The organism is Stutzerimonas sp. S1, from assembly GCF_025966695.1.
Classification (GTDB): domain Bacteria; phylum Pseudomonadota; class Gammaproteobacteria; order Pseudomonadales; family Pseudomonadaceae; genus Stutzerimonas.
The window spans coordinates 128,888-142,423 of the sequence record NZ_JAOEIY010000001.1; the positions used below are offsets into that span (position 1 = coordinate 128,888).

Annotated in this window: 15 protein-coding genes; 3 read left to right on the forward strand and 12 right to left on the reverse strand. The window is 61.5% G+C overall.

The genetic code is table 11. From position 1 onward, the window contains the following. Window position 1 precedes the first annotated feature (1 nt). Both ribF and murJ read right to left on the reverse strand, forming a co-directional pair. Window positions 2-952, reverse strand: a complete 951-nt coding sequence (ribF, locus tag N8H22_RS00590; RefSeq protein WP_264588698.1) for a bifunctional riboflavin kinase/FAD synthetase — start codon at window positions 950-952, stop codon at window positions 2-4. Between the two features lie 82 nt (window positions 953-1,034). Then, entirely contained in the window at window positions 1,035-2,582 is a 1,548-nt protein-coding gene (murJ, locus tag N8H22_RS00595; RefSeq protein WP_264588699.1) for a murein biosynthesis integral membrane protein MurJ, read from the reverse strand. A gap of 221 nt (window positions 2,583-2,803) precedes the next feature. Here murJ and rpsT point away from each other — a divergent pair, with 221 nt between their 5' ends. Further along, the gene (rpsT, locus tag N8H22_RS00600; RefSeq protein ID WP_003288018.1) at window positions 2,804-3,082 is read left to right on the forward strand and encodes a 30S ribosomal protein S20; all 279 of its coding nucleotides are present in this window, start codon (window positions 2,804-2,806) and stop codon (window positions 3,080-3,082) included. A gap of 100 nt (window positions 3,083-3,182) precedes the next feature. On the opposite strand, the gene N8H22_RS00605 is transcribed toward rpsT, so the two are convergent. From N8H22_RS00605 to rplU, 5 genes are all read right to left on the reverse strand, one after another. Beyond that, the gene (locus N8H22_RS00605) at window positions 3,183-3,647 is read right to left on the reverse strand and encodes a CreA family protein (RefSeq protein ID WP_264588700.1); all 465 of its coding nucleotides are present in this window, start codon (window positions 3,645-3,647) and stop codon (window positions 3,183-3,185) included. Between the two features lie 7 nt (window positions 3,648-3,654). Beyond that, a complete protein-coding gene (proB, locus tag N8H22_RS00610) occupies window positions 3,655-4,773 on the reverse strand; it encodes a glutamate 5-kinase (protein WP_264588701.1) in 1,119 nt (372 codons plus the stop codon). Between the two features lie 105 nt (window positions 4,774-4,878). Further along, on the reverse strand, window positions 4,879-6,096 hold the full coding sequence (gene cgtA, locus N8H22_RS00615) for an Obg family GTPase CgtA (RefSeq protein ID WP_264588702.1): 1,218 nt from the start codon (window positions 6,094-6,096) through the stop codon (window positions 4,879-4,881). Between the two features lie 169 nt (window positions 6,097-6,265). Beyond that, window positions 6,266-6,523: a 50S ribosomal protein L27 gene (gene rpmA / locus N8H22_RS00620; protein WP_120996743.1), complete on the reverse strand. Its 258-nt coding sequence runs from the start codon at window positions 6,521-6,523 to the stop codon at window positions 6,266-6,268. Between the two features lie 35 nt (window positions 6,524-6,558). Continuing rightward, window positions 6,559-6,870: a 50S ribosomal protein L21 gene (gene rplU, locus N8H22_RS00625; RefSeq protein WP_264588703.1), complete on the reverse strand. Its 312-nt coding sequence runs from the start codon at window positions 6,868-6,870 to the stop codon at window positions 6,559-6,561. 242 nt (window positions 6,871-7,112) lie between these two features. On the opposite strand from rplU, the gene N8H22_RS00630 reads away from it, so the two are divergent. Further along, entirely contained in the window at window positions 7,113-8,081 is a 969-nt protein-coding gene (locus N8H22_RS00630; RefSeq protein WP_264588704.1) for a polyprenyl synthetase family protein, read from the forward strand. Window positions 8,082-8,236: 155 nt separating this feature from the next. Next, window positions 8,237-8,464 (forward strand): hypothetical protein, encoded by a 228-nt coding sequence (locus N8H22_RS00635; protein WP_264588705.1) that lies wholly within the window; start codon window positions 8,237-8,239, stop codon window positions 8,462-8,464. A 41-nt stretch (window positions 8,465-8,505) separates the two neighbouring features. Here N8H22_RS00635 and N8H22_RS00640 read toward each other — a convergent pair whose 3' ends face one another. The 5 genes from N8H22_RS00640 to N8H22_RS00660 all read right to left on the reverse strand — a co-directional run bounded on the left by N8H22_RS00640 (window position 8,506) and on the right by N8H22_RS00660 (window position 13,236). Next, complete coding sequence (locus N8H22_RS00640; protein ID WP_264588706.1) at window positions 8,506-9,123, reverse strand: FKBP-type peptidyl-prolyl cis-trans isomerase; 618 nt, start codon at window positions 9,121-9,123, stop codon at window positions 8,506-8,508. 117 nt (window positions 9,124-9,240) lie between these two features. Further along, window positions 9,241-9,546, reverse strand: a complete 306-nt coding sequence (locus tag N8H22_RS00645; RefSeq protein WP_264588707.1) for a DUF6482 family protein — start codon at window positions 9,544-9,546, stop codon at window positions 9,241-9,243. 82 nt (window positions 9,547-9,628) lie between these two features. Further along, the gene (locus tag N8H22_RS00650; RefSeq protein ID WP_264588708.1) at window positions 9,629-10,117 is read right to left on the reverse strand and encodes a TIGR00645 family protein; all 489 of its coding nucleotides are present in this window, start codon (window positions 10,115-10,117) and stop codon (window positions 9,629-9,631) included. Between the two features lie 164 nt (window positions 10,118-10,281). Further along, window positions 10,282-10,623 carry a hypothetical protein gene (locus N8H22_RS00655; RefSeq protein WP_264588709.1) on the reverse strand — a complete coding sequence of 114 codons (342 nt, stop codon included), beginning with the start codon at window positions 10,621-10,623 and terminating at the stop codon, window positions 10,282-10,284. Window positions 10,624-10,791: 168 nt separating this feature from the next. Further along, entirely contained in the window at window positions 10,792-13,236 is a 2,445-nt protein-coding gene (locus tag N8H22_RS00660) for an ATP-binding protein (protein ID WP_264588710.1), read from the reverse strand. Window positions 13,237-13,536: the final 300 nt, after the last annotated feature.

Sequence of the window (13,536 nt, forward strand, 5' to 3'; positions counted from 1 at the left end):
TTCAGTCCTGACTCGTAAAAGAAGATGAAGTCCGCCAGTAGCTGCGGGCCGCGGAGATGTCCGCATCGATCGCCGACTTGAGTGCCCCCAACGAGGCGAAACGCTGCTCATCGCGCAGCTTGCGATGGAAGGTCACGCGCACCAGACGTCCATATAGGTCGCCATTAAACTCGAGCAAGTGCACCTCCAGATGCGGCTTGCCATCGCTTTGCACCGAGGGTCGCATGCCGATATTGGCAACCCCGGGGTATTGCTTGCCATCCAGTTCGACACTGACCACAAACACCCCGCTAAGCGGAGTGTTACGGCGTTTGAGCTGTACATTGGCAGTCGGCGCGCCCAATTGGCGCCCGAGTTTCTGCCCGTGAACGACTCGACCGGTTAGCGCAAACGGCCTGCCCAGCAACGCTTCAGCAAGTGGCAAATCGCCCGCAGCCAGCACCTGACGCAAGCGACTGCTGCTGACGCGCTCGCCGCCCACTTCGATGGTGGTCGCCGCCTCAACGGAGAACCCCTCCATCGCGCCGGCCTTGAGCAGGAAGTTGAAGTCGCCGGCGCGATCACAACCAAAACGGAAATCGTCACCGACCTCCAGATGCCGGACCCCAAGCCCTTCCACCAATGCAGCATGAACGAATTCCGCGGCACTCAGCTCACGCAACCGCCGATTGAAAGCCAGGCACAGCACCAGATCGACGCCCTGCTCGGCGAGCAGACTCAACTTTTCGCGCAAGCGGGTCAGGCGTGCCGGCGCCTGGCCAGGCGCAAAGAACTCACGCGGCTGCGGCTCGAAAATCACCACGCAACTGGGCACCCCCAACTCGGCCGCACGCTCGCGCAGACGCGCCAGGATCGCCTGATGGCCCCGGTGCACTCCGTCGAAGTTGCCGATGGTGGCGACGCAACCCCGATGCCGGGGCCGCAGATTGTGAAGACCTCGAACCAGCTGCATACCGCACTTCTTGCTTGAAAAGTGGCCGATTATACGCAGAGGCATGCCGTGCGGACAGGCTTGCCGGATCAGCCAGCATGGATCAGTGCCTCAGGTGCCGCGGCCGCAAACCCAGCATCAGCATTCCACCCACGAAGGCGGCCAACCCACCGCAGACCAGCAACGCCAATTGCAGTGCCCGCCGCTGCCAACCCCAGACGAACCATTCGGCAGATGGCGCATTCAGCCACCACACCGCCACCACCATCGCCACGCAACCGCCGGCAAGACGCAACGCGAACAATCCCCAACCCGACCCCGGGCGATACACGCCGATTTTGTACAACCCCCAGAACAGCAAGAAGGCGTTGAGCATCGACGACAGCGAGGTCGCCAATGCCAGCCCGACGTGCTGGAGCGGCCAGATCAGGATCAGGTTCATCACCATATTCGCGACCATGCAGATGACCGCGACGCGTACCGGCGTCTTGAGATCCTGGCGCGCGAAGAATCCCGGCGCGAGAACCTTGATCAGCATGAATGCCAGCACCCCCAGCGAATATGCCTGCAGCGCACGAGCAGACTGGACCACCGCCTCCTCGGTCATTGCGCCGTAATAGAACAGGCCGGCGATCAGCGGCTCAGCGAGTATCCCCAACGCAAGCGCCGCAGGCACGCCCACCAGCAAGACCATGCGTAGCGCCCAGTCGACGGTGGACGAAAACGCCTTAGGATCATCACCAGCATGCTGACGCGAAAGGCTCGGCAGGATCACCGTCCCAATGGCGATACCAAACGCTCCCAACGGCAACTCCGATAGACGGTCGGCGTAGTACAGCCAGGACACGCTACCGGTCTGCAGGAAGGACGCCAGCACGGTATCGAGCAACAGGTTGATCTGACTGACCGAAACGCCAAACAGCGCCGGCACCATCAGCAGCATGATGCGCCGCACGCCCTCGTCGCCTCGCTTGACCCGCGGCCTGGGCAACAGCCCCAGTTTGGCGACATACGGCAGCTGAAACGCCAGCTGGGCGAAGCCAGCGATGAACACGCCCCAGGCCAGCGCCATGATCGGCTGATCGAAATAAGGGGTGAGCAATACCGCCGAAGCGATCATGCAGACGTTGAGCAGCACGGGCGTGAAGCCGGGCACAGCGAAATAGCCGTAGCTGTTGAGCACACCGGAGGTGAAGGCCGTCAGCGAGATCAGCATCAGATAGGGAAAGGTGATGCGCAGCAGCTCGCCGGCCAGTTGCATCTTTGCCGGATCGTCATGAAAGCCCGGCGCGAAGACCATCACCACATAGGGCGCAAACAGCACCCCCAGCGCGGTCAGCCCTGCCAGAATGAGCCCCAGCATGCCGGCCGTGCGATCCACCAACTGCTTGACGTCCGCCAGCGAGCGCTTGGTGCGGTACTCCGACAGCACCGGCACGAACGCTTGAGCGAAGGCTCCCTCGGCAAACAACCGGCGCAGGAAATTGGGGATCTTGAAGGCAATGAAAAAGGCATCCGCCGCCGCCCCGGAGCCAAAGTAGCTGGCTACCACCATATCGCGTACCATGCCCAGCACGCGCGACAACAGGGTCATGACACTGACCACCGCGCTGGAACGCAATAATCCGCCCTTGCCGGTTTTTTCGGACATCTGTCTTCCTAGAGTTGCAGCGGGGTTGATCGCTCGACGTACCACACCGAGCGTATCAATGGCCAGTTACGACACGAAATGAGCCGGCGAGTTTAGCCGCAGCCCATCGGTCCGACCAGCATCTCGCATCAGCCAGTCGGGCTTGACAAGCGCCTGCCACGTCGGCATGATTCGCGGCCTTATTTGCTTTGCAATCCCCCACGTTTTCGAGGAGTTCGACGGTGGCCAACAGCCCTTCCGCCAAAAAACGCGCAATTCAGGCTGAGAAGCGTCGCAGCCACAACGCCAGCTTGCGCTCCATGGTTCGTACCTACATCAAGAATGTGGTCAAGGCCATCGACGCCAAGGACCTGGACAAGGCCCGCGCAGCCTACACCGCAGCCGTTCCGGTCATCGACCGCATGGCCGACAAAGGCATCATCCACAAGAACAAAGCCGCTCGTCACAAGAGCCGCCTGAATGGCCACATCAAGGCCCTCGGCGAAGCTGCTGCAGCCTAACCTGCAGGTTCTTGAAAAAACCGGCCTAGTGCCGGTTTTTTTGTGCCTGTCATTTCGCCACCGCACCGCGCCTATGCACAGAACGATCTGCAGCACCGACTTACGGAGTGGTTGACCAGGGCAGAATCGGAATCGCTGTTACGGCATTCTGCGGACTGCCCTCGATGATGCGATCGCTGTAGACGAGATAGACCAGCGTGTTGCGCACCTCATCGAAGAAACGCACCACCTGCATGGTCTTGAACACCAGCGAGGTGCGCTCCTTGAACACCACCTCACCATCCTCGAGCTTCTCGCTGAAGCGAATCGGCCCCACCTGACGACAAGCAATCGAAGCCTCGGCGCGATCCTCGGCCAACCCAAGCCCGCCCTTGATGCCGCCGGTCTTGGCCCTGGACAGATAGCAAGTCACGCCCGCCACTTTTGGGTCATCGAACGCCTCGACGACGATCTTGTGGTTCGGCCCGAGCCACTTGAACACCGTATCGACGGCACCGATCTCCTCGGCCGCCGCCAGCTGTGGCGTCGCCAATCCCAGCATCAATGCCATCACCGCCAGACGCATAATCACCTCAAGCCAGAATCATGTTGTCGCGATGAATCAGTTCCGGCTCATCGACGTAGCCAAGCAGCTTCTCGATCTCATCGGACGGCCGACCGAGAATCCGCTGGGCCTCTGCAGCGCTGTAGTTAACCAGCCCTCGCGCGACCTCTTCGCCCCGAGGACCGACGCAGACCACCATTTCGCCGCGGCGGAACGCACCTTGAACTGCTCGCACACCAACCGGCAGCAAGCTGCGATGCCCCTGGCGCAGCGCATGCACAGCACCGTCATCCAGGGTCAGCGTGCCACGCGTCTGCAGATGACCTGCCAGCCATTGCTTGCGTGCCGCATGCCGACTGCACTCAGGCGCCAGCAATGTGCCCAGGCGCTCGCCCGCCTTGAGCCGCGCCAGCACCTGCTCGATACGCCCGCCGACGATGACCGTGTGCGCACCGGAGCGCGCAGCCAGGCGTGCCGCGCGCAGCTTGGTCTGCATGCCGCCGCGCCCCAGCGCACCACCGGTACCGCCCGCGACGGCATCCAGCGCCGGATCATCGGCTCGCGCCTCGCTGATCAGATTGGCATCTGGATTGATCCGCGGATCGGCGTCGAACATGCCGTCCCGATCGGTCAGGATCACCAATAGATCAGCCTCAACCAGATTGGCCACTAGCGCGGCAAGGGTATCGTTGTCACCAAAGCGAATCTCGTCGGTGACGACCGTATCGTTCTCGTTTATGACCGGCACCACACCGAGATCGATCAGCGTACGCAACGTGCTGCGCGCATTGAGGTAACGCTTGCGATCGGAAAGGTCGTCGTGGGTAACCAGGATCTGCGCCGTCTGCTGGTCGCGCCGCGCGAAACTGGACTCCCAGGCGCGGATGAGCCCCATCTGCCCCACCGCTGCTGCCGCCTGCAGCTCGTGCACCGCCTTGGGCCGCGCACTCCAGCCAAGCCGGCTCATACCGGCCGCCACCGCGCCCGACGAGACCAGCACCAACTCAACCCCCGCCGCGCGCAAGGCGACCATCTGATCGACCCAGACCGCCATCGCGGCCTGATCAAGCCCACGCCCATCGGCGGTCAGCAGCGCACTACCGATCTTCACCACCCAGCGCCGCGCACCACTCACCTTGTCCCGCATCGTCCCGCCTTCTATCCGGCCAATACCATCTGCACGGGCTGCGCACGGGCCAGCCCACCGACCACTCGCCACACCGAACGACGCGCCTGCCCAGCCGCCATCAGCTCAACGGACGTAGAAAATCTCCGCCCCACCTTCATCGTCGTCGTCATCGTCGAAGTCGTCTTCCTCGACCTCGTCAACCGCCTTGACGCCTGCACGACGCAGCGCTCGCTGATCATCCAACTCCTGCAGGCGCGCGCGCGCCTCGTCTTCGATCTGGCGATCCAGCTCAGCCAGAGCCTCAGCATATTCCGGCTCCTCGGCAATGCGCAGCGTACGCTCATCGAGATAACGCATGATCGCCTGGCTCAGCGCTTCGGTACCCTCGCTCTCCAGCGCCGAGATGACGAATACCGGCCCCTTCCAGTCCAGCCGATCGACCACCTGCCGCACCCGCTCCTCGCGCTCATCCTCAAGCAGCTGATCGGCCTTGTTCAACACCAGCCAACGGTCGCGCTGCGTCAGCGCCGGACTGAACTTCTCCAGCTCGCGCAGAATCACTTCAGCCGCATCGGCCGGATCGCTCCCATCTGGCGGCGCCATGTCCACGAGATGCAGCAGCAGACGGGTGCGCGCCAGATGCTTGAGGAAACGAATCCCCAGCCCAGCACCCTCCGCCGCCCCCTCGATAAGCCCCGGAATATCAGCAATCACAAAGCTCTTGTAGCGCCCCACACTGACCACGCCGAGATTCGGCACCAGCGTGGTGAACGGATAATCGGCGACCTTTGGCTTGGCTGCCGAAACCGAGCGGATAAAAGTGCTCTTGCCGGCGTTCGGCAAGCCCAACAGGCCGACGTCCGCCAGCACCTTTAGCTCCAGCTTGAGATCGCGAGCATCACCGGGCTTACCCGGCGTGGTTTGCCGCGGCGCACGGTTGGTGCTGGACTTGAAGCGCGTATTGCCCAGCCCGTGCCAACCACCTTGCGCCACCAGCAGTCGCTGACCAGCCTTGGTCAGGTCGCCCATGATTTCCTGAGTGGCGGCGTCGATGACAGTGGTTCCGACCGGCACTGGCAGGATCAGATCCTCACCCTTCGCACCGGTACAATCGGTACTGCCACCCTTCTGCCCATTCTGCGCATGGAAGCGGCGGGTATAGCGATAGTCCACCAGCGTGTTGAGGTTCTCGTCGGCCTCCAGGTATATCGACCCGCCATCACCACCATCGCCCCCGTTGGGACCACCCTTCTCGATGAACTTCTCACGCCGGAAGCTCATCATGCCGTTACCGCCGTCTCCGGCCTTTACAAAAATCGATACTTCATCGACGAATTTCATGGGAACGCCTCCCGTCGCAGGACGGGCTTAGAAAACTAGGAACGTAAGGGTCTTGCAAAAAACCCAGCGAAAACTGAATGAGTACCGAGCAGTTCTTTGCAAGAGCCTCACAGGATACAGAAACAAAAAAGCCCCGTCGCATGACAGGGCTTTTCCAGCAACGCCGCGATTAGGCCGCGACGACGCTCACGTAGCGACGGCCAAAAGCGCCCTTCACTTCGAACTTGACCACGCCTTCGACTTTCGCGAACAGGGTGTGGTCCTTGCCCATGCCTACGCCGTAACCGGCGTGGAACTGGGTGCCGCGCTGGCGAACGATGATGTTGCCGGCCTTGATGACCTGGCCGCCATACATCTTCACGCCAAGGCGTTTACTTTCGGAATCGCGACCGTTGCGGGTACTACCGCCAGCTTTTTTGTGTGCCATGAGTTCAATACTCCTATAAGGGGATTCAGGCCCGATTAGCCCTGAATACCGGTGATTTTGACCTCAGTGAACCACTGACGGTGGCCCTGACGCTTCATGTGATGCTTACGACGGCGGAACTTGATGATGGTCACTTTATCGTGGCGGCCCTGGGCAACCACTTCAGCGGTCACTTTGGCACCATCAACCACCGGAGCGCCGATCTTCACATCGTCGCCGTTGCCGATCAGCAGGACGCGGTCGAAAGTGACAGCTTCGCCAGTCGGAACTTCGAGTTTTTCAATTTTCAGGAATTCGCCTTCGGCGACCTTGTACTGCTTGCCGCCGGTTACGATAACTGCGTACATCTGTGTATCTCCGTTGATCCTGCTCACCCAGCGCTTTATAGAAGGAGTTGGTGGCTGGCATGGCTGCACGGGGCCGGAAGGGACGCCCTTGCAATTGCGTAAGGCAGGGAAATGCCCATGGGGGAAGTTCAGGGTCCGCGATTGTACGCATGCGCCCAAGGTGACGCAAGGGCCATCCGGAGCCGCCTTGACAGTACCCGAACCGGCTCATAGCATGCCGCGCAATCTCCGAGGAGTCCCCGATGCAGCCCCAGGCTTTCTATCAAGTTGTGGCGGACGATTTTGCCGCTGTCGACGGCATTATCCGCAAGCAGCTGACTTCTCGCGTCCCGCTGGTGGAAAAGATCGGCGACTACATCACCTCGGCTGGCGGCAAACGTCTGCGTCCGCTGCTGGTGCTGCTCAGCGGCAGTGCACTCGGGCATCAGGGCGACCAACTGCGCCTGCTGGCTGCCATCATCGAGTTCCTGCATACCTCCACCCTGCTTCACGACGACGTGGTCGACATGTCAGGCATGCGCCGCGGCCGCTCGACGGCCAATGCCCTATGGGGCAATGCGCCGAGCGTGCTGGTCGGCGATTTCCTCTATGCGCGGTCATTCGAAATGATGGTCGAGCTGGGATCAATGCCCGTCATGCAGATCATTTCGCAGGCAACCCGCGTCATTGCCGAAGGTGAAGTGCTACAGCTGTCGAAGGTGCGCGACGCTAGCACCACCGAAGCGATCTACATGGAAGTCATTCGCGGCAAGACCGCGATGCTGTTCGAAGCCTCTACCCACAGCGCCGCCACGCTGGCAGGCGCCAGCGCCGAGCAGCGCGAAGCGCTGCGAACCTTCGGCGACCATCTTGGCATTGCCTTTCAGTTGGTTGACGACCTGCTCGACTATCAGGGCGATGCCGAGACCCTGGGTAAGAACGTCGGGGACGACCTCGCCGAAGGCAAACCCACGCTGCCGCTAATCTACACCATGCGCGAAGGCACGCCCGAACAGGCCGAGCTAGTACGCCGGGCAATCCAGAAAGGCGGAATCGAAGATCTGGAAAGCATCCGCAACGCAGTCGAGGCCTCCGGTGCCCTGACCTACACCGCGCAGCTGGCACGAGATTATGTCGAGCGTGCCATTGCCTGCCTGGAAGTCATCCCCGCCAACCCCTATCGCGACGCACTGGTCGAACTGAGCCGCTTCGCCGTCGCCCGCACCCACTAAGCCCCCTCCCGACGCCACGGCGTCGGGCGCGCATCAGTCAAGCCAGACACCATTTCCTTGCTTCAGCATCCGCTCACTATTGCGGAGAAATATTTGCGCTTGCACTTTTGCAAATAACAATTATTCTCATTAAGAAATTCAACTGGAGGTGCAGCATGACTTACCTGATCGATGCATGGCTGGATCGACCGCAACCCTACCTGCGCATTCTCGACCGCCAGACAGGGGTGGTATGCGTATCGCTGGAAGGCGATGCGTTGGAAGAACTGCGCGAGCAAGGCGATCTGGATTTGCAGGAGCTGAGCACCAGCGAACCCTGCGTGCTCAAAGAGCAGGTGCGCAACCTGTTCCTGTTCAGCTACGCCCGCGCCTTGCGGCCGTAGCCGATACAGCGCGACGACCATTGCGGTCGCCGCGTCAAGCGTTAGAGGACGTCGAGCAGCTCGACGTCGAACACCAGCACGCTATGCGGCGGGATGCTCCCAACACCCTGAGCGCCATAGGCCAGCTCGCTCGGCACGTAAAGACGCCACTTGCTGCCGGCATTCATCAGCTGCAAGGCTTCGGTCCAGCCGGCGATCACCCCACCGACCGGAAATTCGGCAGGCTGGCCACGCTGGTAGGAACTGTCGAACACGCTGCCATCGATCAGTGTGCCGTGATAGTGGGTACGAACGCTGTCCTCGCGGGTCGGCTTGACACCCTCGCCGGCAGTGAGCACTTCGTACTGCAGACCGGACGCCAGCACCGTGACCCCCTCACGCTTGGCATTCTCGGCAAGAAATGCACGCCCTTCGGCCGCAGCGGCTTCGGCTTTCTGTTGCGCCTCGGCCTGCATGCGCTCGCGGATCACCGCGAAGCTGGCATTCAGCGCTTCTGGGCTGACCTGGCTGGCTGCACCGGCAAATGCATCGCGAATGCCAGCGATCACCGCATCCAGACTGACGCCCGGTGGAGGGTTGTCGCGTAGCTGGTCACCCAGCTGACGACCGATGCCGTAGCTCACGCGCGTTTCGTCGGTAGAGAGATTGAGTTCGGTCATGCCGGGCTCCGAAAGAAAAAAAGGTCGGCCAGCCTAGCACAGCGCGATCAGCGGATGCGCTTCCTCTGGCGGAGTAGTCACCCACCCAGCCGCACGCACGAGGCTGGCGGTAGAGCCCTACCAGGCCGAGCGCAAACTGACCGGCACACAGAGCGATTCGCGTCGATCCTGTTCCAATCCGCACATCTCATCATCGGCGCAAGCATGCAGCAAGCGCAGCGGGAGGTCTGGTAGCTCGCGCAGCAGATCGCGCGCGTGCTCTACCGAGCGCAGATGCACAGCGCCCGCGGCATCGCCTAACCATTGCCGTGAACCATCAGTCCCGCCGATCTCCAAAAGATAGAAGCCGCCCTCCAGCAAGACCAGAGTCAAGGTTGCGACTCTTCCCTCCTGAGTACGGGCGAGAAGCTCTTGCAGATTCATGGGCAGCCCCTAAAGTTATACAACGATGAATAATGTATAAGCCTAACAGACAGGCAATCCTTGCCTACCTTGCGGGCGCCGCTCAGTGTTTGGTGAGTTTGTCGAGGTAGCCCATGGCGAACGCGGACACCACGAATGTCAGGTGGATGATCACGTACCACATCAGCTTCTCGCTTTCGAGCTGCTGAGCGTCCATGAACATGCGCAGCAAGTGAATCGAGGAGATCGCCACAATCGAAGCGGCGACCTTCATCTTCAGCGAGCCAGAGTCCATCTTGCCCAGCCAGTCGAGCTTCTCCTTGCCCTCTTCGATATCCAACTGCGACACGAAATTCTCGTAGCCTGAAATCATCACCATCACCAGCAGTCCGCCCACCAGCGCCATATCGATCAGCGACAGCAGCTTGAGGATCAGCTCGGCCTCACTTAGCGAAAGGATGGCCGGCAGGATGTGCACGATCTCCTGGAAGAACTTGATCGCAAGTGCCAGCAGTGCGAACGCCAGACCGAAGTAGATAGGTGCCAGCAACCAACGCGCGGCATACATGGTGTTCTCAAGAATGCGTTCCATGGGTTCTCACAACGGAAGGACTGAATTTTCGGCTGGCGAGTATACGCAGCGCGAAACGACGAACAAGCCGAGGGATGTGGCGCAATATTACGCTGTGGATAAAGAGGGCAACGACTGCTCTGCCGCCCGCGACCGCTGCCGCGACATAGACGCCAGCAAGCGCGTCATGCCTCCGGGCGCGATTCCCAGCCACCCAGGAAACGGGCCTGATTGGCATTCACCCGGCGCAGTTCGGCGTGCATGTGCAACTGCCAGATGGATGGGTCATCGGCGGTATGGTAGCCCTGCCCTTCCAGGTTACTGACGATCGCACCAAGCACCGATTCGGCCATGCGCGCCCCGCGGAACGGCCCCTGCACCTTGATCGCGGTGGGCTGCGAGTCCGCCAGCCCGGCGGCACACAACAACGTCCACAATCCGTTTCCGCCCTCCAGCGGGCGAATGATGCACTCGATACGGGTCACCAGACCCAGACATTGACGGCTCAAGCAAAGGGCGTGCGACATGGCGGCGGTCCTCGCGACCTGGCTGCCGTGACCACTTGAACCAGCGGCCGAGCAACCAATGTATCCCCGAAAGCTGTGGATAACTTTGTGGATGGACGGTGGAGTTACTCCTACCGTTCAGACCTGTCGCGAGGGTTATCGTTCCGTTCAAAAAACGGCCAGTGCCATCTATTTGCCTTCTTGCCCGGTCGGAGCTTTGCCCTCGGCGGGCGCTTGCGCACCCTCGGCCTTCTCCTCTTCTTCCAGCTCGATCGCCGCGATGTCACGCAGGCGCTCTACCACCCGGGCATTTACGCTGCCCGCAGGGAAACGTCCCTGCTCATCGGCCGCCCCGACCGACTCACCGACCAAAAGCGACAGCGCCTCATCGACCTGACGCACCGCGTAGATGTGGAAGCGGTTGCCACGTACCGCTTCGAGCACGCGCTCATCGAGCATCAGCGTGGTGACGTTCGCAAAGGGAATGATCACACCCTGCTCGCCGGTCAGGCCTCGGGCCTCGCACAGGCGGAAGAAGCCTTCGATCTTTTCGTTGACGCCACCGACCGCCTGCACCTCGCCAAACTGGTTGATCGAGCCAGTGATAGCAAAGCACTGCTTGAGCGGCGTGCGCGACAGTGCCGAGATCAGTGCACAGCACTCACCGAGCGAGGCACTGTCACCGTCGACGTAACCGTAGGACTGCTCCAGCGCGATGCTCGCAGAGATCTCCAGAGGAAACTCCTGAGCGTAGCGGCTGCCCAGGTAGCCGGTGAGGATCATTACGCCCTTGGAGTGAATCGGCTGACCGAGGTTGACCTCACGCTCGATGTCGACGATGCCCGAGCCACCGGGATACACGGTGGCGGAGATGCGCGCCGGCATACCGAACGCCGAGTCGCCAACCTCCAGCACGGTAAGTCCGTTGCACTTGCCGATCGCCGCACCTTCGCTGTCGATCAGAATCACGCCGGCCAGAATGTCTTCGAGGATTCGCGCCGAAACGCGACCGGTACGGGTGGCCTTGGCCTTGAGCGCCCGCTCGATGTGTCCGACATCGGTCACCTCATCCTTGGCCAGCTGGCGGATGAAATCGGCCTCGCTGACCAGCTGGAACAGATCGCCGATGCGTGCCGACAAGCGCCCCTGGTGTTCGGCCAGCCGCGCACTGTAGGTCGCCAGCCGCGCCACGGCAGCCGCGGTGAGCGCCGCCATGCCCTCTTCGGAGGTACGGGTTTTCATCAGCTGGGCGAACTGCTCGAGGCTGTCTTCGGCCAGCGGAATGTCCTCGTCGAAGTCCACCAGGACGCGGAACATCTCCTGGAAGTCCGGATCCAGGTCCTGCAGCGTGTAATAGAGTTGGCGCGAGCCGATGATGATCACCTTCACATGCAGCGGGATGACCTGCGGCGTCAGCGTCACCGTGGCCAGGCGCCCCAGTTCGGCGAGCGGCGACTCCATCTTCAGCTTGCGTGATTGCAGGGCGCGCTTGAGCGCCTCCCAGACGAAGGGCTCGCTAAGCAGCTTTTCCGCTTCCAGCATCAGGAAGCCGCCATTGGCGCGGTGCAGCGCACCCGGACGCAGCTGGCGATAGCTGGTGTAGAGCGCCCCCTGATCGGTGTTGTACTCGATGCGACCGAACAGGTTGTCGTAGGTCGGATGCGGCTCGAACACCACCGGCGCACCGCCATCGACCGAGTGTCCGACCACCAGGCTCGGGCTGTACTGCTCTTCCAGCAATACGCGGTTCTGCGCTTCCGGACGGTTCTCGTCCACCAGCTGCTCGACCACGGTCTTCAGCAGGTTGACCTGTACTGCCTGCAGATAGGCTTCGATACCAGCGTTCTCGGCATATTTCTCCGACAGAGGTGCCAGCAGCGGCTGCAATGCCTGACTGATGGTCTCATCGTTGAGCTGGCGCAGCTGGTTGGTCGACTCACGCTTCCATTGCGGCAGGCTTGCGAGTTCCTCGTTCAAGCGTACTTCCAGCGTCGAGATGTCCTCGTGGTAACGCTCACGCTCGGCCTCGGGCAGCTGGGCGAACTCGGTTTCGTCCAGCGCCTTGCCCTCCTTCATGGGGGTGAAGGCGATGTTGCTGCTGTCGCGGTAGAGCGCAATCTCCTTCTCCAGCGCAAGCTTCTCGATCACATCCAGCGCCTTGTCATAGCGCTGATTGAAGCCGCGATCGATGGCACTCTTCTTCTGCTGGAAACTCGGATGCTCGAACACCGCCGGAAAGGTCGCCAGCAGGTTGTCGATCAGCTGGTTGATGTCGGCGATGAACGCGGCGGCAGCACCCTGTGGCAGCTCGATCACGCGCGGCTCACGAGGCTCGTCGAAGTTGTTCACATAGACCCAGTCCGACGGCGTATCCAGCCGCTTGCCCTCAGCCTTCAGGTAACGTCGCACGAAGGAGAAACGCCCGGTTCCCGGCTCGCCCATGACGTAGACGTTATAGCCGGGACGCGGCATCGCTACGCCGAACTGCAGGGCTTCGACGGCCCGCTCCTGCCCCAGTACCCCAAGGAAGGGCTCCAGTTCGTCGGTGGTGGTGAAGTTGAATTGGCTGGGCTCGAAGGGACGGGTCAGCGCATCGGGTGCCAGGCGCAGGCCGGCAGCGATAGGTTCAGGCATCGGAAATCCTTGCAGGATGGCACGCAGGCCACGATTGATGCCGTCATTCTGGCGTCGCCACTGTCGCGCCGCAAGGCTGGCAACCGCGGTTCGGGGTGCACATCGACATGCAGCGCGGGGTGTCGCATCGCGCAAAGGCCAATAGCCAACGGGCGCGGAAAAACGCCGTCATCGAACCAACGAACCAAACCCACCTGGTCACAACTGGACACATTTACCGAACCCGAGTTGCCGCTCTCACTTGATTCAGGTCAAGCGACCATCTGCCCGAAAAGTGCCTGCTAGAGCCATCACAGCAAA

Excerpts from the sequence above, each read along its gene's own strand:
- ribF (WP_264588698.1), bottom strand. The coding sequence starts at position 952 with ATGCAGCTGGTTCGAGGTCTTCACAATCTGCGGCCCCGGCATCGGGGT.
- murJ (WP_264588699.1), bottom strand. The coding sequence starts at position 2,582 with ATGTCCGAAAAAACCGGCAAGGGCGGATTATTGCGTTCCAGCGCGGTG.
- N8H22_RS00605 (WP_264588700.1), bottom strand. The coding sequence starts at position 3,647 with ATGCGTCTGGCGGTGATGGCATTGATGCTGGGATTGGCGACGCCACAG.
- proB (WP_264588701.1), bottom strand. The coding sequence starts at position 4,773 with ATGCGGGACAAGGTGAGTGGTGCGCGGCGCTGGGTGGTGAAGATCGGT.
- cgtA (WP_264588702.1), bottom strand. The coding sequence starts at position 6,096 with ATGAAATTCGTCGATGAAGTATCGATTTTTGTAAAGGCCGGAGACGGC.
- rpmA (WP_120996743.1), bottom strand. The coding sequence starts at position 6,523 with ATGGCACACAAAAAAGCTGGCGGTAGTACCCGCAACGGTCGCGATTCC.
- rplU (WP_264588703.1), bottom strand. The coding sequence starts at position 6,870 with ATGTACGCAGTTATCGTAACCGGCGGCAAGCAGTACAAGGTCGCCGAA.
- N8H22_RS00630 (WP_264588704.1), top strand. The coding sequence starts at position 7,113 with ATGCAGCCCCAGGCTTTCTATCAAGTTGTGGCGGACGATTTTGCCGCT.
- N8H22_RS00635 (WP_264588705.1), top strand. The coding sequence starts at position 8,237 with ATGACTTACCTGATCGATGCATGGCTGGATCGACCGCAACCCTACCTG.
- N8H22_RS00640 (WP_264588706.1), bottom strand. The coding sequence starts at position 9,123 with ATGACCGAACTCAATCTCTCTACCGACGAAACGCGCGTGAGCTACGGC.
- N8H22_RS00645 (WP_264588707.1), bottom strand. The coding sequence starts at position 9,546 with ATGAATCTGCAAGAGCTTCTCGCCCGTACTCAGGAGGGAAGAGTCGCA.
- N8H22_RS00650 (WP_264588708.1), bottom strand. The coding sequence starts at position 10,117 with ATGGAACGCATTCTTGAGAACACCATGTATGCCGCGCGTTGGTTGCTG.
- N8H22_RS00655 (WP_264588709.1), bottom strand. The coding sequence starts at position 10,623 with ATGTCGCACGCCCTTTGCTTGAGCCGTCAATGTCTGGGTCTGGTGACC.
- N8H22_RS00660 (WP_264588710.1), bottom strand. The coding sequence starts at position 13,236 with ATGCCTGAACCTATCGCTGCCGGCCTGCGCCTGGCACCCGATGCGCTG.